The sequence below is a fragment of the Rhizobium favelukesii genome (genome assembly GCF_000577275.2).
Lineage (GTDB): Bacteria > Pseudomonadota > Alphaproteobacteria > Rhizobiales > Rhizobiaceae > Rhizobium > Rhizobium favelukesii.
In genome coordinates this window covers 1781896-1802241 of sequence record NZ_HG916855.1, presented here as the reverse complement: position 1 = coordinate 1802241, position 20346 = coordinate 1781896, and the positions used below count along the sequence as shown (strand labels likewise).

Genomic DNA, 20346 nt, shown 5'->3' with positions numbered 1-20346 from the left:
GCGCAGATTTTAGCAAGTGCTTTGTGCTCTAGGATGCCATCAATGGGTCCTCCTTGACCACCTGTGCCAGGAAATCGAGGACTGTGCGGACCCGCAACGGCAGGCTCTTGCGCGACGGATAGACGACATTGATTGGCAGGCGCGCGGGCGGAAATTCTGGCATCACCTTCATGAGCCTGCCAGCCTCGATGTCTGGGCTGGCAAGGAGATGCGAAAGCACGGCAAGACCGCCCCCCGTCAACACTGCGCGATGTACCGCCACGGCATTGTTGGCCACCAGACGCGGTGCGATGCGCACGGAAATCTCGTCCGACCCATCGGAAAACGACCACGACCGTCCATCTCCGGCGCGGCTGTAGCAGATGCATTGATGGTCACCAATGTCATCCGGCGCTTTGGGCATACTGTGTCGTTCCAGGTAGCACGGCGCCGCGACGAGAAAGGCGGTCGTCCAGCCGATCCGCCGGCACATTAAGGTACTGTCCGAGACCGCGCCAAGCCGCACTTCGAGATCGATGCCATCGCCGATCAAATCGGACGGCTCCTCGCGAAAAATCAGTTCGACCGACAGTGCGGGATGGCGTTCGAGCAGTCCCGGGAGGCGGTCGCTGACATAAAGACCAAGGGGCGCGGGCAGGGTAAGCCGCACTCGGCCGGACGCCATGGCTGTCTCGACGCAGGAGGCTTCGTTGAGAGCGTCCACTGCCTCGACCACCCGTAGCGCCATCGCGATCATTTGTTCACCTTCGACGGTCAGGGCAAGCGCACTTGTCGTACGATGCAGCAGGCGCGTGTTGAGATGTCCTTCCAGTGCGGAAACCTGCCGGGAGACTGCTGGCTGTGTGAGATCGAGATCGATTGCCGCTGCAGAAAACGAGCCTGTCTCTGCAACGCGCAGAAAGGCTCTCAGCGCAGATACGATGTCCATCTGTCCCCCATACGTTTTGACATAAGCCTTATGTCGCAGTTTAGGTCGGAAGAGCTTTACTGTCCAGACATTACGGATATCATATGTCCATAAGGAGACATGATATCCTTAATAGGAGAAAGACATGACACAGCGCCTCAATTACGCACAGCAATCACCCGAGTTCTTCAAGAAGCTCTCAGACCTCAGCTTGGGCCTGAAGGACAGCGTCATAGAACAGAAAATTCGTGACCTCGTGAACATCCGCGCTTCACAGATTAACGGTTGCGGCTTCTGCCTCGACATGTATGTCAAGGAAGCCAAGATCCATGGCGAGAGCGAACTGCGCCTCTATCACGTGGCGATCTGGCGTGAATCCAACCTCTTTGTCCCGCGCGAGCGGGCTGCACTTGCCTGGACCGAAGCAGTCACGAACCTTCCTGAAGGCGGCATCCCCGACGAACTCTACGAGCGGGTCCGCAGCCAGCTCTCGGAGAAGGACATTTCCGACCTGACATTCTCGATCATGGTGATCAATGCCTGGAACCGCGCCAGCATCGCGTTCAAGGCAGTCCCCGGTTCTGCAGACAAGGCCTACGGCCTCGACAAGGCCGGCCTCAACTGAGCTTGCGACCTCAAAGCCATCAATAGCGGCCGATGGCCGCCCTGAAGGGAGAAGTCCGATGAAAATCGTCATCATTGGCGGGACCGGCCTTATTGGGTCCAAGACGGTCGAGCGCCTGCGCAAGCAAGGTCATGAGGTGATTGCCGCCTCTCCGAATACCGGCGTCAACACGATCACCGGTGAAGGGCTGGCCGAGGCGCTCGCCGGCGCCGAGGTCGTTGTCGACCTCGCCAACTCGCCCTCTTTCGAGGACAAGGCGGTGCTGGAATTCTTCGAAACCTCGGGCCGCAATCTGTTCGCGGCAGAGAGGTCTGCCGGCGTCAAACACCATATCGCGCTTTCGGTGGTCGGGACCGAACGGCTGCAGGAGAGCGGCTACTTCCGCGGCAAGCTAGCCCAGGAAAAGCTGATCAAGGCCTCGGGCGTTCCTTACACGATCGTTCATTCGACGCAGTTCATGGAGTTCTTGAGCGGCATCGCGCAATCCGGCACGGTCGGCGATACGGTTCACCTGTCACCGGCCCATGTGCAGCCGATCGCTTCCGATGACGTCGCCGATGCCATGGCCGACGTTGCGCTCGCTCCACCGGTCAATGGCACGATCGAGATCGCCGGCCCGGAGCGCTTCCGGCTCAACGAACTCGTTGCTCGCTACCTCAAGGCCACGGGTGATGCCCGCAAGGTCGAGCCGGATCCCGAGGCGCGTTACTTTGGCGCCCGGCTGGCGGATGGTTCGCTGGTCTCGGACAACAATCCACGCCTGGGACGGATCACCTTCGAGCAATGGTTCCCAACCTCCGCGCGGAAATAACGGAACGCCGCTGCGCCATAATTCTTAAGGCGCAGCGGCCAACTATGAAAGGAACCTCGATTATGATGAAGTCGATCTTCGTCGCAGCTGCCCTCGCAGCGCTATCATTCAACGCAGCTTTTGCCGATGACGCCGGCGGCAAGGCTTCCAAGGTCACGCTCGTCTATGAGCACGAACTGCCGAACGTTCCGGGCAAGAGCATCAAGGGTGTCCTGGTCGAATATGGTCCAGGTGGCTTTTCCGAGGGCCACACCCATCCGAATTCCGCCTTCATCTATGCAATGGTGCTGGAAGGCTCCATCCGTAGCCAGGTCAATGATGGGCCGGTGAAAACCTATCGTGCGGGAGAGAGCTTTTCGGAGATGCCCGGCGACCGTCATGGCGTCAGCGCAAACGGCAGCAAGACAAAGCCTGCAAAGCTGCTTGCGGTCTTCGTGGTTGACACCGGCGAGAAGGAACTGACCTATCCCTTAAAGAAGTAAGTCAGGGCGGGCCGGGTGTTGATCGCACACACGGCCCCGCCGCACAGGGCCAACCTCGCGATCGGAGCCTGCCATGTTCAACGAACAACTCTCGTTGCCGCTTGTTCTGATCAATCTTCTGGGCGTTGCCGGCATTATCGTATGGCATCTCCAGGGTCGTGGCCGCCCGACCGCCAGGCTGGTCGTTCAGATCCTGTTTTTCGCACGCATGACCGCTGTCCTCGCCCTTGCAGGCATCCTGCCGCATCGCGTCGAGGAGACACATCTGACAGGCACGACGGCATTTCTGTCCATCAGCGCCCGGGTCTTATGGTGGACACACCTTGCATGGACCCTGATCGGCTTCGTGCGCATCTATATCGTTCTGGAGCGACGGCCGCGAGAAGCCCGGCTGCTGCAGGATCTGATCGTTGCCGTTGTCTATCTCGCAGTCGCCCTGTCCATCCTCGGCTTCGTCTTCAAAGCGCCCATCGGCACCCTGGTCGCGACCTCCGGCGTGGTCGCCATCATCTTCGGCCTTGCGCTGCAGAATACGCTCGGCGACGTCTTCTCAGGCATCGCCCTGACATTGGGGCGGCCCTTTGTCATTGGCGACTGGATCGTGCTTAGCGATGGGACCGAGGGACGTGTCATCGAGAACAACTGGCGCTCCACATTTCTGCTCACCGGCGCTCATAACGTTGTTGTTCTGCCCAATAGCGCCCTGGCGAAAGTGGGGCTGACGAATCTCAGCCGTCCCGACGAGACGCATCAGATCACGCTGCTCGTCCGCATCGCCGCAACCCACAGGCCGCAACTCGTCGAGGAGGCGATGCGAACCGCCCTGCAAGACTGCACGCGGATCGTGCAGGACCCACCGCCGATCGTCGCCCTCAAGGGGATCGACGCTGTCGCAGTAGAGACCGAACTTCAGTTTCGCGTGACCAGTCCGGCAGATAGAACGCCGGCGAGGAACGAAGTGATCGATCTTGTCCATCGTCACTGCCGGGAAAGCGGCCTATCCCTTGCAATGCCGCCGCAGAGCTACCTCTACGCAATGCCCGGCGTGGGCGAGGTCAAGCTACGCTCATCCGGCTCTCTCTAGGACCCACTCGAAGCTGCTCTTCCAAAGATCGGCGGGAATATCCTTGGACAAGGTCTCTATCAGATCGGATAATCTGACGCTGCGCAGCTTCTGCCGCCACGCTTCGTCGGCTTCCCACATGATGCCTGCTACGGCGCAAGGACCGCTTTCGCAATAGCCAAGCGGCCGACAAGGATTGTTGGCTCTGATATTGTTGCAGATAAAGGTTCGCGCCTTACCCTCCACGGCCTCGACGATGTCAAGAAAGGTCAGCTCGGCCGGTGCTTTCGCCAATCGGTAGCCGCCCGATGGACCGAGCGTCGTATGGACGAGACCTGCTTGGGAAAGGCTCTGCAGCGCCTTCGAAAGATATTCCTTCGGAAGCCCGTGGAACTCCGCCAATGCCTTGGTTGACAGGTAACGGCCTTCAGGCAGACCGGCTAGTATGGCACAACAATGCAGCGCCCATTCGACTTGGCTTTTCAGGATCATCAATTCAGTCCGGGTTCGACGCCTGATAGCATCAATTAAGGATATAAAGTATCCCTATTTGGCGACGATGTAAACAGACCGACCATTGCCCAGTCAAGCGCCGCCCGATCGCTTGCAGTCACGAACGGGAGCTAAAGCGCGGGATAGACTGGACCCGACCGTGTCCTCACGCCGAGGGCAATCAGCACCCGGCGAATGGCGCCTTCGTGCTGCGTCCAGTCGATCTTGCCTGCAGCCCTTGGCCACGGCTGGATCGGCTTTGTCAATGGCGAACTTGGATGGATGCGGCGATCGATTGCCTCCAGGGCTGCAAGCAGGCACTCGCCACCGTCGACGTCCGTAACGAGGGTCAGGCAACCGGCCGAGGCGGCCCCGCCCCAGGCGCATCGCCCTCAAAGGATGTCAGCCAAGCTCTCACATCGCAACCGCGCACGGGTCGAGACCCTTCTATGCCGCAACTCGGACCGGAAGGTAGAGCAGAGCCCTTGTCAGATCATGTCGCGAAGATTTCGACCGGTCTCCTGAAGCAGCTTGAAGGCCGCATATCGTCGATCATGTCTTTCGCGCATCGCACCTGAGGCTGGGCGATAGACCCTGGCGATGCGCGACATGACACCCATTGCGCTGGAAATGTCGGCGTGACAGCCACCGGCAACGGCCCCTAGCATCGCAGCACCAAGCAGCACTGGCTCCGGGCTGGTTACGCTGGCGACCTGCCTCGCCGTGGTATCGGCGATCATCTGCAGCACGAGGGAGCTGTTTGCCGCGCCGCCGCTGGCCACGATCAGGTCGATGTCGATCGCTTTACCAGCCAACGTGTCGAGCAACTGCCGCAGACCGTAGCCGAGACCGGCAAGCCCTGCCACATAAAGCGAAACAAGCGAACCCTCGTTTTCATCAAGCGTCAGTCCGGCGATCAGTGCGCGTGCATCCGGATCGGCAAAGGGCGCTCGATTGCCGAGGAACTCTGGCACCACGACGATACCGTCGGCGAGATCGGCGGCGGTGTCGCCGGCGCAAGCAGCTGCCCGCTCCAGATAGCCGACGAGTGACAGACCCACTGCCTTTGCACGGACCTCGATGTCGCCGGAGGCCGGATGCATACGCACCAGATGGTCGATTGCGGCACCTGCCGCCGACTGCCCACCTTCGTTCAACCACAGACCCGGGACCATCGCTGAGAAATAGGGACCCCAGACGCCGTCAACAAAAGTTGGTTGCTGTGTCGTTGCCATCGAGCAGGCCGAGGTTCCGAAAATATAGGCCAGGCGGCGGGCGATGTCGGCGCCACCTGACGTTCCAGCCTCAACTGCGCCAAGTGTCCCGATGCCGCCCGCGTGCGCATCGATGAGGGCCGCACCAACAGGCGTGCCGACCAGAAGGCCGAGATCGGCGGCCGCTTGAGCGGAAAGCCCGGTGCCAAGTGCCGTTCCCGGAGCGACAATCTCGTTACCAATCCGCGCGAAACCATCAACAGTGAGGTCTTCAAGTCCGATGGCCCGAAAATAGTCGGCGTCCCAGCGCCCCTCATGGGCGAGATAGGTCCACTTGCACGTCACCGTGCAGACTGATCGCGCCTGACTTCCCGTGGCGCGCCATGTCAAATAGTCGGAGAGGTCGAAGAAGTGGGTCGCTGCCCGGTATTGCTGGGGCAGGTGCCTCTTCAGCCAAAGGAGCTTCGGCGTTTCCATCTCGGGCGAGATGCGGCCACCGACATAACGCAGGACGGCGTGCCCGCCGCCGTTGATCTCGTCGGCTTCGGCGGCGGCCCGGTGATCCATCCAGACGATGATGTTCCTGTTGGCATCGCCTGAACCGCTGACGCTGGTCGGGCGCCAATCCGCGCCGAGAGCAACCAGCGAACAGGTGGCGTCGAAGCCGATGCCGGCGATGGAGGCCGGATCGATTGCCGCATCCTCGACCGCCTTGCGAACAGTGCTGGAAACCGCCAGCCAGATATCCTCGCTCGACTGCTCGACAACGCCGCCAGCCTCGTGCCAGATGGCAATGGGTTGTTTTGCCGATGCCAGCAGATCACCGCTCTGGTTAAAAACCCCCGTGCGGGCGCTGCCGGTGCCGACATCGATTCCGAGAAAGTGACGTGCCATGTCTAAAGATCCGTACTATGCGGCAAAATGACGAGGTCGCGGATTGTCACATTGCGCGGCCGCGAGAGCATGAACATGACGGCATCGGCCACTTCGCTTGCCTCCATCAACCCGCCTGCTGCGATGGTTTCTTCGAGCTTCGCCTTCGGCCAATCGCTGATCAGGGCAGTGACGACGGGTCCCGGCGCGACGGCACCGACGCGAATACCATGCTTCATCACCTGTCGCCGAACCGTGTGAACGAAAGCCTGCACCGCAAATTTGGAGGCAGTGTATATCGGCTCCCAAACGACGGGAACCAGACCTGCAATGGAACTGGTCATGATGATGTCGCCGGTCTGCCGTTCAACCATGTGCGGCAACACGGCCTGAACAGAGCGGAAGGCAGCATTGACGTTGAGGTTCAGCATGCGGTCCCAGGCATCGGGATCTCCCTCCACGACGTCTCCGCCGATATAGGCACCGGCATTGGCGTGGAAGATGTCGAGCTTGCCGAACTTTTGCAGAATCTGCGGCATCATCGTCGCAACGCTTTCCGGGCTGGTCAGATCGACAACCAGAGGAAATGCCTGCGGTCCGAGTTCGGAGCAAATTCGTTTCAATGACGCCTCTGCCCGATCGATGAGGGCGACGCTGACGCCCTCACGGAGCAGCGCCCTTGCGCATTCAAGGCCGATCCCCGAGGCCGCGCCGGTGATTGCAGCGACCTTTCCAGAAAGTTCCTGTCTCATAGCATTCCTTACCTTTTGTCTGGGTTTTACGCGCGTCCGTGGGACACTCTCGAACGGCGTGCGAGCGAGTCGACAATGACGGCAATGGCAAGAACGGCGCCGGTTATCATGTAGCGAAGCGACGATGACAGATCGAGCAAGGTCAGGCCGTTGGCAATTGACTGGATGACAATGATGCCGAGCAAGGCCGAATAGGCGCTGCCGCGTCCGCCAAACAGGCTCGTACCGCCGATGACGGCAGCCGCGATGGCATTGAGGTTGACATCTCCGGTGCCGGCCTGCTGGCTTGCCGACGCAAGACGCGCCGCCGACAGAACGCCACCAAGTGCAGCCAGCATCGAGCAAAGCATGAAGGCGGACGCATAAATCATGCGAACATTGATGCCGGCGCGGCGTGCGGCCTCGCGATTGCCGCCAACCGCCGTCATCGAGCGGCCCCACTTGGTGCGGGTCAGCGCGTAGCTCATGGCCACGGCCAGGCCGACAAACAGACCGAACATCCACGGAACGCCGCGGTCCTGGTTGAGATAAAACACGATCAGCTCTAGCACCAAGGTGATTACAACAGCACGGAAAATCAGGCTGCCAAGCGACTGCGAGGACAAGCTTGCCGCGCGGCGGCGAACGACGGCGCGATAACCGCTCACCAACAGCACGAACCCCGGAATGGCAGCGAGGACATAGGAAACGGGATCGGGCATGACCAGCAGCTGTCCGAAGTTCACGACCGCAGAGCCGTAGGGCAGGTTGATCGACCCGGTCGCGCCAAGCAGGTAGAGTTGCATGCCGAGAACGGCGAGTAGGCCGGCCAGCGTCGAAACGAAGCTCGGCATTCCCAGTCGATTGAACAGCAATGCATAGAGCGCACCGATGATACCACCCGCTGCAAGGGCGGCGGCGATCGCCAGGGCGACCGGCCAGCCTTCGTTAACCCACAGCATTCCGACGAGCGCCGAGGCGAAGCCACTGATCGAGCCAACAGACAGGTCGATCTCGCCGACCATCAGGATACAGACGATACCAAGCGAGATAACACCGACCGTTGACGCATCGAAGAGCAGGTTGACGAGGTTGTTGGCCGAAAGGAAGACCGGATTGAGCGACGCAAACACCGTCCAGATGAGAACGAGGCCGACGACGACCGGCAACGAACCGAGATCGCCCGATCGCACGCGATCGGCAAAGGCCCGGATGGCGCCGCTGACGCCGGTTTCATGCTTGACGCGAACGTCGCTTCGATCGAGCAGGGGTGCGGATGGGGCGTTCTGATTGGCGTTGGTGCTCATAGGTTTCCGCCCTCTGTGATATCGTGCGACGCCTGGCGTCGGCTTGCCCTGCGGGATACGGAATTGTCCGCGGCTCCGGTGATGGCGCTGACGAGTTCCTGGTTGGTTGCGTCGGGATAGAATATCCCGTTGTTGCGGCCGAGCCGCAGGACCACGATGCGGTCTGCCACGGCCCGCACATCCTCCATATTGTGGCTGATCATGATGACGGCGAGGCCGCGATCGCGGACCCGTTCGATGAGGTTCAAGACCTCCGCCGTCTGGGCCACGCCGAGTGCGGCCGTCGGCTCGTCGAGCATGATGAGCTTCGGCTCCAGCAGCAGCGATCTGGCGATCGCCACCGTTTGACGCTGCCCACCGGAAAGCGACGCGATCGGAATGCGAACGCTGGGAATGCGCGCTGAGAGCTCATTCAGGAGCTTCCATGAGCGCACCTCCATCGACACTTCGTCGAGCTTCAGAGGACTGGTCTCCCGGCCAAGGAAGATATTGGCCACCACATCAAGATTTTCGCAAAGCGCGAGATCCTGGAAAACCGTTGCAATGCCGAGATTAAGTGCCGTGCTTGGGTCAGCGAGCGTCACTGGTTTGCCCGCGAAGGTGATCGTGCCCGATGTCGGCTGGTGCACGCCGGCAAGAATTTTGACGAGTGTCGACTTTCCCGCGCCATTGTCACCGACCAGCGCCACGACTTCACCCGCATGCACATCGAGATCGATATCCGTCAGGGCCGATACGGCGCCGAAATTCTTGGAAACGCCACGCAGGCTGAGAACGAGCTCGCCGATCGGAGGCGTATCGTGTTGAGTGTCCATCATCGAGGCAAGCCTTTCCGTGTGACCTCATGCGATCTGCAATGAGCCCCCCGACGACACGCGCCGGAGGGCCCCCGGGGAGGAGCGCTTAGCTGCCGATACCAAGCTTCTTGCAACCGTCCGCGTAGCGGTCGCCGCAAAGTTGCTGAGGCGTCTGGATCGGCTTGCCGTTGACCGTCTTGTCGATGATTTCGGCCTTCAGGTTCTCCGCAGTCACGAGCGCCGGCGTGAAGAGCTGCGTCGGCGTGTCGAACAGCTTCGTATCCGCCTTCGGCGTTTCACCGGAAAGCAGCTGCAGTGCGACGTTGGCGGCGGCGGCAGCCACGATCTCGCTCGGCTTGGAGATCGTGTTGTACTGATCGCCGGCGATAATCAGCTGCAGGCCGGCTATCGTTGCGTCATTGCCTGTCACCGGCGGGACGGGATCGATGCCGGCAGCCTTGAAGGCGGCGACGGCTGCACCGCCGGTACCGTCATTGGCGGCCACGACGCCAATGATCTTCTTGCCGAAGCGGGTGATCTGCCCACTTGCCCATTGCTGTGCCTTCGGCGGCGCCCATTCCGGCGTGTCGTATTCGGCCAGCACCTGATATCCGCCTTCAGCGATGCCGGCATGGATGCCCTTCTTGATAAGGCCGGCGGCCGCATCGGTCGGCGAGCCGTTGATCTCCAGCAGACCGCCGTCTTCTGGCTTGACATTGTTCTTCTTCAAATGTTCGACGAGCGATATGGCAATCATCTTGCCGATCTCTTCATTGTTGAAAGAGACGTAGTAGTCAGCGGCGGCAGACGGGATCGGGCGGTCATAGGCGATGACCTTGACGCCCTGGCTCTGGGCCATCTTCACCAGTGAGGCAGCGGCGGTGGAATCGACCGGGTCGAGGACGATCGCCTTGGCACCCTGCGAGATCGCCGAGTTGAATTGCTGTTGCTGGCGGGATGCGTCGCCATTGGCATTCTGGTATATCACCTTGCAGCCGGCGCAGAGTTTTGCCATTTCAGCCTGGAAGCCTGGGTAATCATGCTCTTCATAACGCGTCGAGCTCTGGTCGGGCATCAGGAAGGCGACCGTTGCGTCGGTGACCTTGGCCGATTGTGCAAAAACGGACGTTCCGTTAAGAAAGCCGACAGCCAGTACGGCAGCGCCTGCGAGTTTCATTGAGAATTGCGTCATTTCGGTTTCTCCATTGAAGAGATCGATTGTTGCGGTTACCGTCTCAGGCGTGTGGCTGGCCTGAGTTAATGTGCACGAAAGCGCGCGCCGAAACTCACGGTCAAAGACCACCCTCGGCCGCACCGCTAAGGCGCATCTGTTCCAAGTTTGACGACACGCGATCCCACACGGAGACCCGCCACGGTCTCCGGTTCGCACTTGCCACCAATGTTTCCTGTCTCCTCCCTGTCCTCCCTGGTTAGGCGGCCTCCACCGCTTTTTCATTTTGTGCCCTCAAGGCTCGGAACCTGGAGGGCGGCATGCCTTTTTGCGCGAGAAAGTGTCTGTTGAAATTCGAAAGGTTGTTAAACCCGGATGCGTAGCAGATATCGATCACAGGCGTGTCCTCGCTGCTCATCAGCAACTGGCAGGCAAGATTGATGCGTAAGCGGTTGACATACTGAATCACCGAGAAGCCGGTATGTTTGCGAAACGACCGGGAAAACGCACTTGGCGTTTGACCGGCAATCGCCGAAAGATCGGTCTCCGAAAACGGCTCCGTCAGTCGCTCGCGGATAAATGCCAACGCCTTGTTGGTGCCGATCGACATATAACCGGAGGGATCGGGCTGATAATCGGATGTGGTCAGAGCCACGTGATCGTTTGCACCGGTCAAAAGTTCGACGAGCCGCATGAAAAGCGCGATGCGACGCGCACCCGTGGCGTCCAGCATCTCCTGCATGATCGGCTTTGCGAGCGCCGCTGCCTCGAGCGAAAAGAGGACGCCTCTACGACTATCGGCCAGCACCGAGCGGAAACCCTTGAGCTCCGGAAGGATGGCAAGCAGGCCATCGATAAACGCCTCGGAGAATTGCAAAACGAGGCAGCGTTGCTCGATGCGCCTGTTGTCGACGACCTCGCTCACCCAGTTGTGCGGCAGGTTCGGGCCGGTCATGACAAAATTGCCCGGCTGAAAATCGCCGATGAAGTCGCCGACAAAATAGCAGCCGGAGGTTTCGGTGATGAGGTGGATCTCGTACTCGGGATGAAAGTGCCAACGCACCGTATGATAGGGATATCCGTGCGACCACATCTTGAAGGACTCGCCGGATCGTATCTGGACGACTTCCAGATCGGGCTCTGATACATCCCGCATAGGACTACCCCTCCCAGGGATACACTCTGCTCCTCGGCCATCCGCGGAGGAGCTCTCCCGGTTCCATCGCGCGACCATGAAAGAAGTTTAGCCGGATCTGACACGCCGCTCCACCACATTTGCCCCCGCAGACCGATACTTTTTTGTCATCCGATTGATGATTGCCTAGATGCCCAGCAGCGCATTTGCGGGTAGGTCCATGGTCAGCGGCACATTTCGCCGAGGGAATGAAAATGGACTGGAATGGGGAAACGCGTTCTTATCACCGGGGCAGGCAAGGGGATCGGGCAGGCAACGGCAGTCATGCTGGCGAGCCGAGGCGCTAGGTTGAGCGATGAAGCCTTCCTGATCAACGGCATATCGCTTCCCGTGGACGGCGGTCTTGCCAGCTCCTGATCGGCACGCCCATTTTCGCAGGCGGATCGCGATGATCCACGCGCATTTCTCCTGGGCAACACGCAAGCCGAAGACCTAAGCCTCGACCCCCTGCAGGGTGGGGGAAACATTTGTCGCCCTGATGCCCTCAAGCAGTCGGTCAACGATCATGCGTCCGATCGGGATGGCGGAGGTCGCCGCCGGTGAGGGGGCATTGCAGACATGCAGCATTCGTTCGGTCTGCTTGAACAGAAAGTCATGAACCAGGCTTCCGTCGGCCATCACCGCCTGCGCCCGAATGCCGGCTTGCGGGCGTTGCAGATCATCGATCGTCAGCGCAGGGCAGTATTTCCGGCACTCCTTGAGATAGCGTGCGCGCGACGCGGAATTGGCAAACTCTGAAATTGCCGAACGCCAGTTCCTCCGAGCCATTTTCCAAAAGCCAGGAAACGTCGCCATGCTGCCGACGTCCGCGATCGCAAAACTGCCCTTGGCATAGCCTTCGCGCGCGAAACCAAGCACCGCATTGGGACCCACAGTCATGCCGCCATCAATCGTTCGCGTCAGGTGAATTCCGAGAAACGGCAAGTCGGGATTGGGGATCGGATAGATGAGGCGCTGCGTGACCTTCGCCTTAGATGCCGGCAATGCGTAGTATTCCCCACGGAACGGAACGATCCGATGATTGATCTTCAAGCCGGCCATCAAAGCGATTCGGTCCGACTGGAGACCGGCGCAGGCAACCAATTTGCCGGCGTCGACGCAACCGGACGGACTTTCGATGCGCACGCTCTTTTCCTGTTCGTGAATGGCTGTGACCGCAACTCCGCGCCTGATCTCGCCGCCCCGCGCTTCGATCTTTTGTGCCATGGCGCGGCATACCACCGCGTAGTCGACAATTCCGGTGGAGTGGACCAGAAGAGCGCCGAGACCGGCGATACCAGGCTCGGCGGTTCTCAATCGCGCGCTCGTCAGCCGCGTATAGTCGATGCCGTTCTGCCGGGCCCTTCCCTCGAGCGCATCCATGCGCTCAGTCTCCGCATCGTTGGTGGCGACCAATAACTTTCCGCAGGTTTCGAATGGGATGCGATTGTCAGTACAGAAGCGCTTTGTCGCCGCCGCACCCTCGCGGCAGAGCTTTGCCTTCAGGGAGTCGGGAGCATAATAGATTCCGGCGTGGATGACGCCGCTATTGCGACCCGTCTGGTGTCTGGCAAGCTCTGGCTCTTTCTCCAAGACAACGATTCTGGCGCCAGGTGTCCTTTCCTGCAACGCCATGGCGACCGCCAAGCCGACGATACCCCCTCCAATGATGCAATGGTCATACATGTCGCTATCCGGTCGTGAGTGATCCCCACTGTCAAGGTTAGCATTGGCCCGGCTCGCCGTCTTGCGATCCTTATGGCGTAATTCGCTCCAAGTGCCGTCTTCAAACGCCGTCGCTGAGTACTCCGCGCATCTATTTCTGGCGCACTGACAAAACGTTGCGGATGGAAAAGCTGGAATTGATCCGCAGCACACCCGGCAGGACAGAAAGTATCTCCTTGTGGATTCGTTCGAAAGCACTGGCGCTTTCGACGTCTACGCGAAGCAGATAATCCGATCCACCCGTCATCAGAAAGCACTCGCGAATCTCCGGATATTTGCGAACGGCGGTTTCAAAGCGGTTCAGGTATTCCTCCGTCTGGCGTTCGAGAGTGATCTGGATGATGACGGCAATTGCGTCCTCGCCGAGCATGTCAACGAGTGCGGTGTAACCCCTGATGATGCCCGCCCGTTCCATGAGTGCGATGCGGCGCAAACAGGCGGAGGCGGACAGACCAATTACCTTGCCGAGGTCGACATTGGAGATCCGGGAGTTCAGGCGCAATTGCCGGATGATTTTCCTATCGATCGCATCGATCTCATACATTATCGCCTCATCTATTCGCGCTTCGGCTGCCGTGTCATCCGGCATCGATTGCGTCGGCCACCCATCGCATAGGATGCTCACCTCGAATAGAAGAGAATCGCTTCGTCTGGCAACGGCAAGAAAAACCTGAGACCATAGCCTGCTTCTCACCCCGCAGCTGCCCGGTCCAGGAAAGATCAAAAATGTGCTTGCTGAGATCCTGGTGACGCTGCTGATGGCCGAACAAGCCAGCCATGCCGCAGCAGCCGGTTGCGGCAATTTCAACCGACGCGCCGAGAGCAGCAAACACCTTTTTCCATGCCGTTGCTCCGGCGCCGGCGCTTTCACTGCAATGAAGGAACAGTTTGCGCGGCAATCGCTCCCTGTTCAATCTTGGCAAACCGCGTCCGCAGGCGATTTCCTCGCTCAGAAATTCCTGGACGAGGAGGATATTCTGGCCCGCCAGGCCGGCGTTCACATAGTCCTGGCGGATCATCATGACGAAGGCAGGATCGACCCCCACCATCGGTCTTCCGGATGCCGCGACTTTGTCGATCGCCGATCGAAGCTTCCGGGCCTGCCTGATAAAACGAGGTCGGTCGCCGAGCACGTGGGCCGCTTTTCCGCCCGGACGCATGGCGACGAAAACAGGGCGATAGCCAAAGCCACGAAGGCCGTCGGCGAGCGCCAACGCGGCCTGCGTATCGAAAAGGGCTGTAAACGGATCCCGCCAGACGAAGACCGTAGCCTCATGCCATTGCCGCTGCGCGATCACCTCGACGGAAAACGTCTTGTAGCCACCTTTGCCCACATCGTGAAAGGCGATGAACGGAAGGTCATGCAGACCCGAGGCTTTCTCCATCAACGGGTTGAATACCCTCGCAAAGACAGCCATCAGTTTTCTATACCGGATCAAAAACGGGGAATATTCCTCCAGCAGCAGCGCCGCCTTGTCTGCCAGTGAGCGCCGGCGCGTCCGGTGGAGCTGGTCGAGGAAATGCGATTTCATCTCCGGTATGTCGACCTGCACGGGACAACTCGTGGCGCAGGCCTTGCAGCCAAGGCATCCGTCGAGCGCGGCCAGAACATCGCTCTCCAACTCTTCGGTTGCATCACCTCTGTGTTTTGCCTGGTGCCAATGCCTCAACGCGTCGGCGCGGCCCTTCGGTGAATGGCGAAGGTCGCGGGTGGCCTTGAATGACGGACACATGACATTGCTGCGTTGATAACTCAGACACTGAGCATTGCCGTTACACCTGAAGGCAAGGCCGAGAGGGTCATTTTCATCGGTGTTGACGCTACGAAACGGGGTTGTCGCAACGCCCATGAGAGATCGCGGATCACCGACGAGCTTTCCCGGATTGAAACGATGCGCTGGATCGAATGCCCGCTTGACGCGACGAAACGCGTCATAGGCGGTCTCGCCGACGAACTCCGCAAGGTAAGCGCCGCGCACGCCCTTGCCGTGCTCCCCCAGAAGATACCGCCGTGCCGGCGGGTCAAGTCGAAGACGCGGTCCGAAATCGCTTTCATGATGGTCCGGTCCTCGTCGGAATCGATATCGAGGGCAGGGCGGATGTGAAGACAGCCGACATCGACATGCCCATACATGCCGTAGCTCAAGCCGTTGCTGCTCAACAGTCCCGTGAATTCCTTTACAAAGGCGGCAAGGTTTTCGACAGGCACCACGCAGTCCTCGACAAAGGCAATCGGCCGGCGAGTGCCACTGACCTTGCCGAGCAAGCCAACGCTTGCCGCTCGAACCTGCCAGAGCGCTGCCATTTCGATGTCGTCGACGGCCACGTGGCTTGCGATTGCGCCGGCAAGCCTCAGCGCGCTCTCGCGCAAAGCTTCAACGTGGCGTGCGAGATCTGCCTCGTCGTCCCCAACGAACTCGACGAAATTGTAGGCGATCGGCTGGCCGTCACGAGCGCGTAGCCCGACGGGCAGCGCGTGCAGAATTCCGGCCCTTTCGGCCAGGCCCTGCACCCATTCGTCCATCACTTCGATTGCTAGCGGATCATGCGCAAGCAGCGCACTGCCGGCATCGAGTGCCGCGGCGAACGTCTCGAAGCCGATGACAACCAATCGCTTGAATTTCGGTTTGCGCATGAGATGCAGTCGTATGCGCGTAACGAGGCCCAGCGTCCCCTCCGCGCCGATCGGCAAGCGCCACCATTCGAGATCGCCTCCAGGCGGCCTCGCCCGTTCGAGATCATAGCCTGTAAACCGCCGCGAAAGCGCCGGCACCTGGCCGAGCAGCGCATCGCGACCCGACGCACAAGCCGCTTCGATCTCTAAGAGCATTGCGTTGGCCCAGTCGGGCGTCGGCGGATCGCTATCCAGTGTCCGGCCGCCATCGACAACGATTTCCATCCCAAGGACGTTGTCGCTGGTCTTGCCGTAGCGCCTCGATCCCTTGCCGGATGCATCGGTACTTACCATGCCGCCGATCGTGCAGCGGCTCGCCGTCGAGGTGGTCGGCGCGAAGAACAGGCCAGTCGCGGCCAGTTGCGCGTTCAACTCGTCGAGCACGATGCCAGGCTCTACCTCCGCCCACTGCTCCTTTACGTTCACCTGCAGGAGGCGGTTCATGTATTTCTGAAAATCGACGATGATGCCGGCGTTCAGGCTCTGACCGTTGGTGCCGGTGCCGCCACCGCGTGCGGTGACGGGAACGCCACGCAGATCCTCGGCCTCGAGGACGCGCATCAAGCGCCGAACATCCTCAGCATCGCGCGGCGCAACGACGATATCCGGGGTCACCGTGTAAATACTGTTGTCCGTCGACATCGCCGCCAGGAGTGCGGCGTCGTTTGCGATGTCGCCACGAAATCCTGCGTCAGCGAGCAAGGAAGGGAGCCTTTGCAACACAACATGATAGGACATTTTCTTTACGCTCTGGTGCAGCATCACCGTCCATCCGGAGAAATCGAGGAACCGACATTGAACCACAAACGCACCTTTCGTATAATTAGAAAGATATGAAGGTTTTTTCGGAAAATACGAACATAGGTCTACGCCATCTTCGCGCCGCATTGACGGTCACGGAGGAGGGATCCTTCAGCAGGGCAGCGCAGCGGCTTGGCGTCGTGCCTTCCGCCCTGACCGAAACGATCCGCACGCTCGAACTGGAATGTGGAACGGCGATCTTCGACCGGAAGACGCGTCCCGTAAGGACGACAGAAGCGGGCGAGGCGTTCCTCGAGGGCGCGCGCGATCTTCTCGATCGTTTCGAGCTTTCGCTGACGAACCTGCGACAGGTCGGCGGCCTCAAACGTGGCCGGGTAGCGATTGGCGCAGCGCCATCGGCAGTCCTGAGCCCGCTATCGGACGCTATCATGACGTTTCGTGCCGACCATCCGGGAATTGATATCATCGTCCATGATGACGTGGCCGAGCGGTTGGCCGGCATGGTGGTGAACAGAACGCTTGATTTCGCGCTGGCTGGGCCCGGCTTTGAATCGGCGGAATTGGACGGAAGGAAAATCAGCGAAGACCCGTTTGGTCTCGTCTGCCATAGAGATCATCACCTTGCACGGTCGAAGCGTCCGATTGTCTTGGCCGATATCAATCCGGAGGATGTGATCGCGCTCGACGGACAGGCCGGCATTGCAAGAATGCTTGCCGATTGCCCCGAGTTGCCGCCGAGGCTGACAATGGGCCGTATCCAAACTTTCAGCACCATTGCGCAGTTGACCTTGATCAGTCGCAACGCCGGCGTGGCACTGCTGCCGCAGCAGGCTGCGAAGGTCATCCAAAGTGACGACATTGTCTTTCGCGCGATCGCCGATTTTCGGCTCATCCGCTCGCTCTTTTTGCTGACACGCAACCGCTCGAGTCTGCCCCCAGCGGCGGAGCGCTTTGTCAGCTACCTCTTCTAGTCGAATGTGCACGAAACATTGAATGAGTTGACGAAAGCTGCGGAAACCTGATCTCAATTGCTCGTATTGGCGAAGGATTGAGCGAAAAAGTCGTTCAACCGACGATATCCTTACAGCAGGTAAATCGGGACAGCAGGTAAATCGGGGCCAATTATGAACAGCAGCACCGACAACGTTATGCTCGCAGCCGACCGATGCGGCGTGCTTGCAATCGACCTTGGCGCCCTTGGCGAGAACTACCGCCGATTGGCCAAGAATGTTGCTCCCGCAGCGCTTGCCGCGGTTGTGAAGGCCGACGCTTATGGCCTTGGCGCCGTTCAGGTCAGCCAGAGACTGTACCAGGAGGGATGCCGGACATTCTTTGTCGCGCATTTCATCGAGGCCGTGCAGCTGCGTCCGTCGCTCCCGCAAGACGCTGCCATCTATGTGCTGAACGGTCTTCAGCCTGGCAACGAGGAACGTGCGGCCGCCATCGGTGTTGTACCCCTGTTGAACTCCATCGGTCAGATCAAGGCATGGTCGCAGACAGCCGGCAGGGTGGGCCGGACGCTTGAGGCTGCGCTCCAGGTCGATAGCGGGATGTCAAGGCTTGGCCTTTCACCGGATGAAGTGTGTGAGCTGCTGGTCAACCCAGGCCTGATTTCGAACATCGAGGTCACGACGCTCGTCAGCCATCTCGCCTGCGCCGACGAACCGGCAAACCCGGCAAGTGCAAGGCAGTTGGCGGCCTTCCGGGCGATATCGACCGCCTTTCCGACCCTGCCCGTCTCATTGGCGAATTCCGGCGGCATCTTTCTGGGGGGCGAGTTCCATGGCTCGCTGGCACGACCGGGCATTGCCCTTTATGGTGGCGCGCCGGTCTCAGACCGCGACAACCCCATGCTGCCGGTTGTCCGGCTTGAGGTCCCCGTCATTCAGACGCGCACCGTGCCTCCGGGCACCCAGATCGGTTATGGCGGAACGTTCACAGCGAAAACATCCATACGCCTCGCAACAATTGCAGCGGGTTATGCCGACGGATTGCCACGCAGCTTGAGCGGGCGAGGCGCCCTCTACTTCGAGGGGCAGCGCCTGCCGATCGCCGGGCGCGTGTCGATGGACAGCATAACGGTCGATATCAGCGCTTTGGCAGAAGGCGCACTCGATCTCGGCACGCCGGTGGAGGTCGTTGGCAAACACCAAACCTTGGAGATGATGGCTGCAGACGCCGATACCATCTCCTACGAAATTCTCACCCGATTGGGCCACCGATACCAACGCCGCTACATCTGATCTGATGTCGTTCTTTTCTGGAGTTCATAATGAAGATTACTGTGCTTGGCGCCGGCGTCATCGGCGTCACCACGGCCTACTATCTGGCGAAATCGGGACACGAGGTCACGGTGTTGGAGCGCCAGAGCGGACCGGCGCTGGAGACGAGCTATGCCAATGCCGGCGAGATCTCGCCCGGCTATGCATCGCCCTGGGCGGCACCCGGCATTCCTCAGAAGGCCGTCAAATGGCTCTTCATGAAACACGCGCCGCTGATCATTCGCCCGACATTCGACCCGGCCACCTGGGCCTGGGTGACGGCGATGCTGCGCAACTGCACCTCCACGCGCTATGCGATCAACAAGAGCCGCATGGTTCGCCTTGCCGAATACAGCCGCGATTGTCTGATCGAGCTGCGCGCCGAGACCGACATCCCGTATGATGCGCGGACGCAAGGAACACTGCAGCTCTTTCGCACGCAAAAACAGCTCGGCTCGATCACAAAGGACATCGAGGTCCTCGCAAAGGACGGCGTGCCGTTCCAGGTCCTCGATCCGGCACAATGCGTCGCGGCTGAGCCTGGGCTAGCGCCGGTCAAGCACAAGATCGTCGGCGGATTGCGCCTGCCCAACGACGAGACCGGCGACTGTTTCAAGTTCACCAACGAGCTCGCCAAGCGTGCGGAGGCATTGGGCGTGCAGTTCATCTATGAAGCCGATGTCCATAAGCTGCGCATCGAGACCAACAGGATCAGCGCGGTCGAAACCGCGCAGGGCACGTTTGGCGCCGACATCGTGGTGGCCGCCTTCGGCAGCTTCACGCCAGCCCTTCTGAAGCCCCTCGGGCTGAAGGTCCCAATATACCCGGTGAAGGGATACTCGATCACGGTTCCAATCGTTGACGAGAGCCGAGCGCCCGTCTCGACAATCATGGACGAGACCTTCAAGATTGCAATCACCCGTCTCGGCGACCGAATCCGCGTCGGCGGCATGGCCGAAATCGCGCGCTTCAACAAGGACTTGCCGATCTCCCGTAAGGCAACACTTGTCCATTCGGTCGAGGATCTGTTCGGCGGAGCAGGCGACCAGCGCAAAGCACAGTTCTGGTGCGGACTACGGCCGATGACGCCCGATGGAACGCCGATCATCGGCAAGACTGCCTACGACAACCTGTATTTGAACGCCGGGCACGGCACGCTTGGCTGGACCATGGCCTGCGGCTCCGGCCGCGTACTCACAGATCTCATCAACAGGGCGAAACCGCAGATATCGACCGAGGGTTTCGATCTCAGCCGCTACGGCTGATGAGTGCCGCAG

Annotated in this window: 19 protein-coding genes and 1 pseudogene; 8 read left to right on the top strand and 12 right to left on the bottom strand. The window is 60.1% G+C overall.

All coding sequences use genetic code 11. The features are described 5' to 3' along the window. Positions 1-28: 28 nt before the first annotated feature. Complete coding sequence (locus LPU83_RS72100) at positions 29-928, bottom strand: LysR family transcriptional regulator (protein ID WP_024314633.1); 900 nt, start codon at positions 926-928, stop codon at positions 29-31. Positions 929-1052: 124 nt separating this feature from the next. Between LPU83_RS72100 and LPU83_RS72095 the strand changes: the two genes are divergently transcribed. The 4 genes from LPU83_RS72095 to LPU83_RS72080 all read left to right on the top strand — a co-directional run bounded on the left by LPU83_RS72095 (position 1053) and on the right by LPU83_RS72080 (position 3909). Further along, complete coding sequence (locus tag LPU83_RS72095) at positions 1053-1532, top strand: carboxymuconolactone decarboxylase family protein (RefSeq protein WP_024314634.1); 480 nt, start codon at positions 1053-1055, stop codon at positions 1530-1532. A gap of 58 nt (positions 1533-1590) precedes the next feature. Next, a complete protein-coding gene (locus tag LPU83_RS72090) occupies positions 1591-2343 on the top strand; it encodes an SDR family oxidoreductase (protein WP_024314635.1) in 753 nt (250 codons plus the stop codon). 62 nt (positions 2344-2405) lie between these two features. Next, a complete protein-coding gene (locus LPU83_RS72085) occupies positions 2406-2825 on the top strand; it encodes a cupin domain-containing protein (RefSeq protein WP_024314636.1) in 420 nt (139 codons plus the stop codon). A 73-nt stretch (positions 2826-2898) separates the two neighbouring features. Continuing rightward, on the top strand, positions 2899-3909 hold the full coding sequence (locus LPU83_RS72080) for a mechanosensitive ion channel family protein (RefSeq protein WP_040681016.1): 1011 nt from the start codon (positions 2899-2901) through the stop codon (positions 3907-3909). Here the strand turns inward: LPU83_RS72080 and LPU83_RS72075 are convergent. The 7 genes from LPU83_RS72075 to LPU83_RS72045 all read right to left on the bottom strand — a co-directional run bounded on the left by LPU83_RS72075 (position 3892) and on the right by LPU83_RS72045 (position 11629). Continuing rightward, positions 3892-4380: an RrF2 family transcriptional regulator gene (locus tag LPU83_RS72075; protein ID WP_024314638.1), complete on the bottom strand. Its 489-nt coding sequence runs from the start codon at positions 4378-4380 to the stop codon at positions 3892-3894. The two genes, LPU83_RS72080 and LPU83_RS72075, sit on opposite strands and share 18 nt — an antisense overlap. 488 nt (positions 4381-4868) lie before the next feature. Then, complete coding sequence (locus LPU83_RS72070; RefSeq protein ID WP_024314639.1) at positions 4869-6488, bottom strand: FGGY-family carbohydrate kinase; 1620 nt, start codon at positions 6486-6488, stop codon at positions 4869-4871. A 2-nt stretch (positions 6489-6490) separates the two neighbouring features. After that, positions 6491-7219 (bottom strand): SDR family oxidoreductase, encoded by a 729-nt coding sequence (locus tag LPU83_RS72065; protein ID WP_024314640.1) that lies wholly within the window; start codon positions 7217-7219, stop codon positions 6491-6493. A gap of 26 nt (positions 7220-7245) precedes the next feature. After that, positions 7246-8505, bottom strand: a complete 1260-nt coding sequence (locus tag LPU83_RS72060; protein WP_024314641.1) for a sugar ABC transporter permease — start codon at positions 8503-8505, stop codon at positions 7246-7248. Then, a complete protein-coding gene (locus LPU83_RS72055) occupies positions 8502-9323 on the bottom strand; it encodes an ATP-binding cassette domain-containing protein (RefSeq protein WP_024314642.1) in 822 nt (273 codons plus the stop codon). Before LPU83_RS72055 ends, LPU83_RS72060 begins: the two co-directional genes overlap by 4 nt. Before the next feature lie 85 nt (positions 9324-9408). Further along, positions 9409-10494 (bottom strand): ABC transporter substrate-binding protein, encoded by a 1086-nt coding sequence (locus LPU83_RS72050; RefSeq protein WP_024314643.1) that lies wholly within the window; start codon positions 10492-10494, stop codon positions 9409-9411. Between the two features lie 238 nt (positions 10495-10732). Next, positions 10733-11629 (bottom strand): AraC family transcriptional regulator, encoded by an 897-nt coding sequence (locus LPU83_RS72045; RefSeq protein ID WP_024314644.1) that lies wholly within the window; start codon positions 11627-11629, stop codon positions 10733-10735. Between the two features lie 243 nt (positions 11630-11872). On the opposite strand from LPU83_RS72045, the gene LPU83_RS75580 reads away from it, so the two are divergent. Continuing rightward, positions 11873-12025: a hypothetical protein gene (locus LPU83_RS75580; protein ID WP_245272541.1), complete on the top strand. Its 153-nt coding sequence runs from the start codon at positions 11873-11875 to the stop codon at positions 12023-12025. Between the two features lie 75 nt (positions 12026-12100). Here LPU83_RS75580 and lhgO read toward each other — a convergent pair whose 3' ends face one another. The 4 genes and pseudogenes from lhgO to LPU83_RS75030 all read right to left on the bottom strand — a co-directional run. After that, positions 12101-13333, bottom strand: coding sequence for an L-2-hydroxyglutarate oxidase (gene lhgO, locus LPU83_RS72035; RefSeq protein ID WP_024314645.1), 1233 nt, complete (start codon positions 13331-13333; stop codon positions 12101-12103). Positions 13334-13463: 130 nt separating this feature from the next. After that, entirely contained in the window at positions 13464-13916 is a 453-nt protein-coding gene (locus LPU83_RS72030; protein WP_024314646.1) for an Lrp/AsnC family transcriptional regulator, read from the bottom strand. Between the two features lie 34 nt (positions 13917-13950). Next, complete coding sequence (locus LPU83_RS75035; protein ID WP_244656175.1) at positions 13951-15105, bottom strand: (Fe-S)-binding protein; 1155 nt, start codon at positions 15103-15105, stop codon at positions 13951-13953. A 198-nt stretch (positions 15106-15303) separates the two neighbouring features. Further along, a pseudogene (locus LPU83_RS75030) lies at positions 15304-16607 on the bottom strand (FAD-binding oxidoreductase); the annotation flags it as partial. Between the two features lie 272 nt (positions 16608-16879). Here LPU83_RS75030 and LPU83_RS72020 point away from each other — a divergent pair. The 3 genes from LPU83_RS72020 to LPU83_RS72010 all read left to right on the top strand — a co-directional run bounded on the left by LPU83_RS72020 (position 16880) and on the right by LPU83_RS72010 (position 20334). Beyond that, on the top strand, positions 16880-17779 hold the full coding sequence (locus LPU83_RS72020; RefSeq protein ID WP_024314648.1) for a LysR family transcriptional regulator: 900 nt from the start codon (positions 16880-16882) through the stop codon (positions 17777-17779). Positions 17780-17932: 153 nt separating this feature from the next. After that, entirely contained in the window at positions 17933-19051 is a 1119-nt protein-coding gene (alr, locus tag LPU83_RS72015) for an alanine racemase (protein ID WP_024314649.1), read from the top strand. 29 nt (positions 19052-19080) lie between these two features. After that, on the top strand, positions 19081-20334 hold the full coding sequence (locus LPU83_RS72010; RefSeq protein WP_024314650.1) for a D-amino acid dehydrogenase: 1254 nt from the start codon (positions 19081-19083) through the stop codon (positions 20332-20334). The last annotated feature ends 12 nt before the right edge of the window (positions 20335-20346 follow it).

Bases quoted from the DNA above. Each gene is read 5' to 3' on its own strand.
- LPU83_RS72085 (WP_024314636.1), top strand. From the start codon at position 2,406: ATGATGAAGTCGATCTTCGTCGCAGCTGCCCTCGCAGCGCTATCATTC.
- LPU83_RS72075 (WP_024314638.1), bottom strand. From the start codon at position 4,380: ATGATCCTGAAAAGCCAAGTCGAATGGGCGCTGCATTGTTGTGCCATA.
- LPU83_RS72100 (WP_024314633.1), bottom strand. From the start codon at position 928: ATGGACATCGTATCTGCGCTGAGAGCCTTTCTGCGCGTTGCAGAGACA.
- LPU83_RS72055 (WP_024314642.1), bottom strand. From the start codon at position 9,323: ATGATGGACACTCAACACGATACGCCTCCGATCGGCGAGCTCGTTCTC.
- LPU83_RS72020 (WP_024314648.1), top strand. From the start codon at position 16,880: ATGAAGGTTTTTTCGGAAAATACGAACATAGGTCTACGCCATCTTCGC.
- LPU83_RS72095 (WP_024314634.1), top strand. From the start codon at position 1,053: ATGACACAGCGCCTCAATTACGCACAGCAATCACCCGAGTTCTTCAAG.
- lhgO (WP_024314645.1), bottom strand. From the start codon at position 13,333: ATGTATGACCATTGCATCATTGGAGGGGGTATCGTCGGCTTGGCGGTC.
- LPU83_RS72045 (WP_024314644.1), bottom strand. From the start codon at position 11,629: ATGCGGGATGTATCAGAGCCCGATCTGGAAGTCGTCCAGATACGATCC.
- alr (WP_024314649.1), top strand. From the start codon at position 17,933: ATGAACAGCAGCACCGACAACGTTATGCTCGCAGCCGACCGATGCGGC.
- LPU83_RS75035 (WP_244656175.1), bottom strand. From the start codon at position 15,105: ATGTGTCCGTCATTCAAGGCCACCCGCGACCTTCGCCATTCACCGAAG.
- LPU83_RS75580 (WP_245272541.1), top strand. From the start codon at position 11,873: ATGGGGAAACGCGTTCTTATCACCGGGGCAGGCAAGGGGATCGGGCAG.
- LPU83_RS72030 (WP_024314646.1), bottom strand. From the start codon at position 13,916: ATGTATGAGATCGATGCGATCGATAGGAAAATCATCCGGCAATTGCGC.
- LPU83_RS72070 (WP_024314639.1), bottom strand. From the start codon at position 6,488: ATGGCACGTCACTTTCTCGGAATCGATGTCGGCACCGGCAGCGCCCGC.
- LPU83_RS72080 (WP_040681016.1), top strand. From the start codon at position 2,899: ATGTTCAACGAACAACTCTCGTTGCCGCTTGTTCTGATCAATCTTCTG.
- LPU83_RS72090 (WP_024314635.1), top strand. From the start codon at position 1,591: ATGAAAATCGTCATCATTGGCGGGACCGGCCTTATTGGGTCCAAGACG.
- LPU83_RS72050 (WP_024314643.1), bottom strand. From the start codon at position 10,494: ATGACGCAATTCTCAATGAAACTCGCAGGCGCTGCCGTACTGGCTGTC.
- LPU83_RS72010 (WP_024314650.1), top strand. From the start codon at position 19,081: ATGAAGATTACTGTGCTTGGCGCCGGCGTCATCGGCGTCACCACGGCC.
- LPU83_RS72065 (WP_024314640.1), bottom strand. From the start codon at position 7,219: ATGAGACAGGAACTTTCTGGAAAGGTCGCTGCAATCACCGGCGCGGCC.
- LPU83_RS72060 (WP_024314641.1), bottom strand. From the start codon at position 8,505: ATGAGCACCAACGCCAATCAGAACGCCCCATCCGCACCCCTGCTCGAT.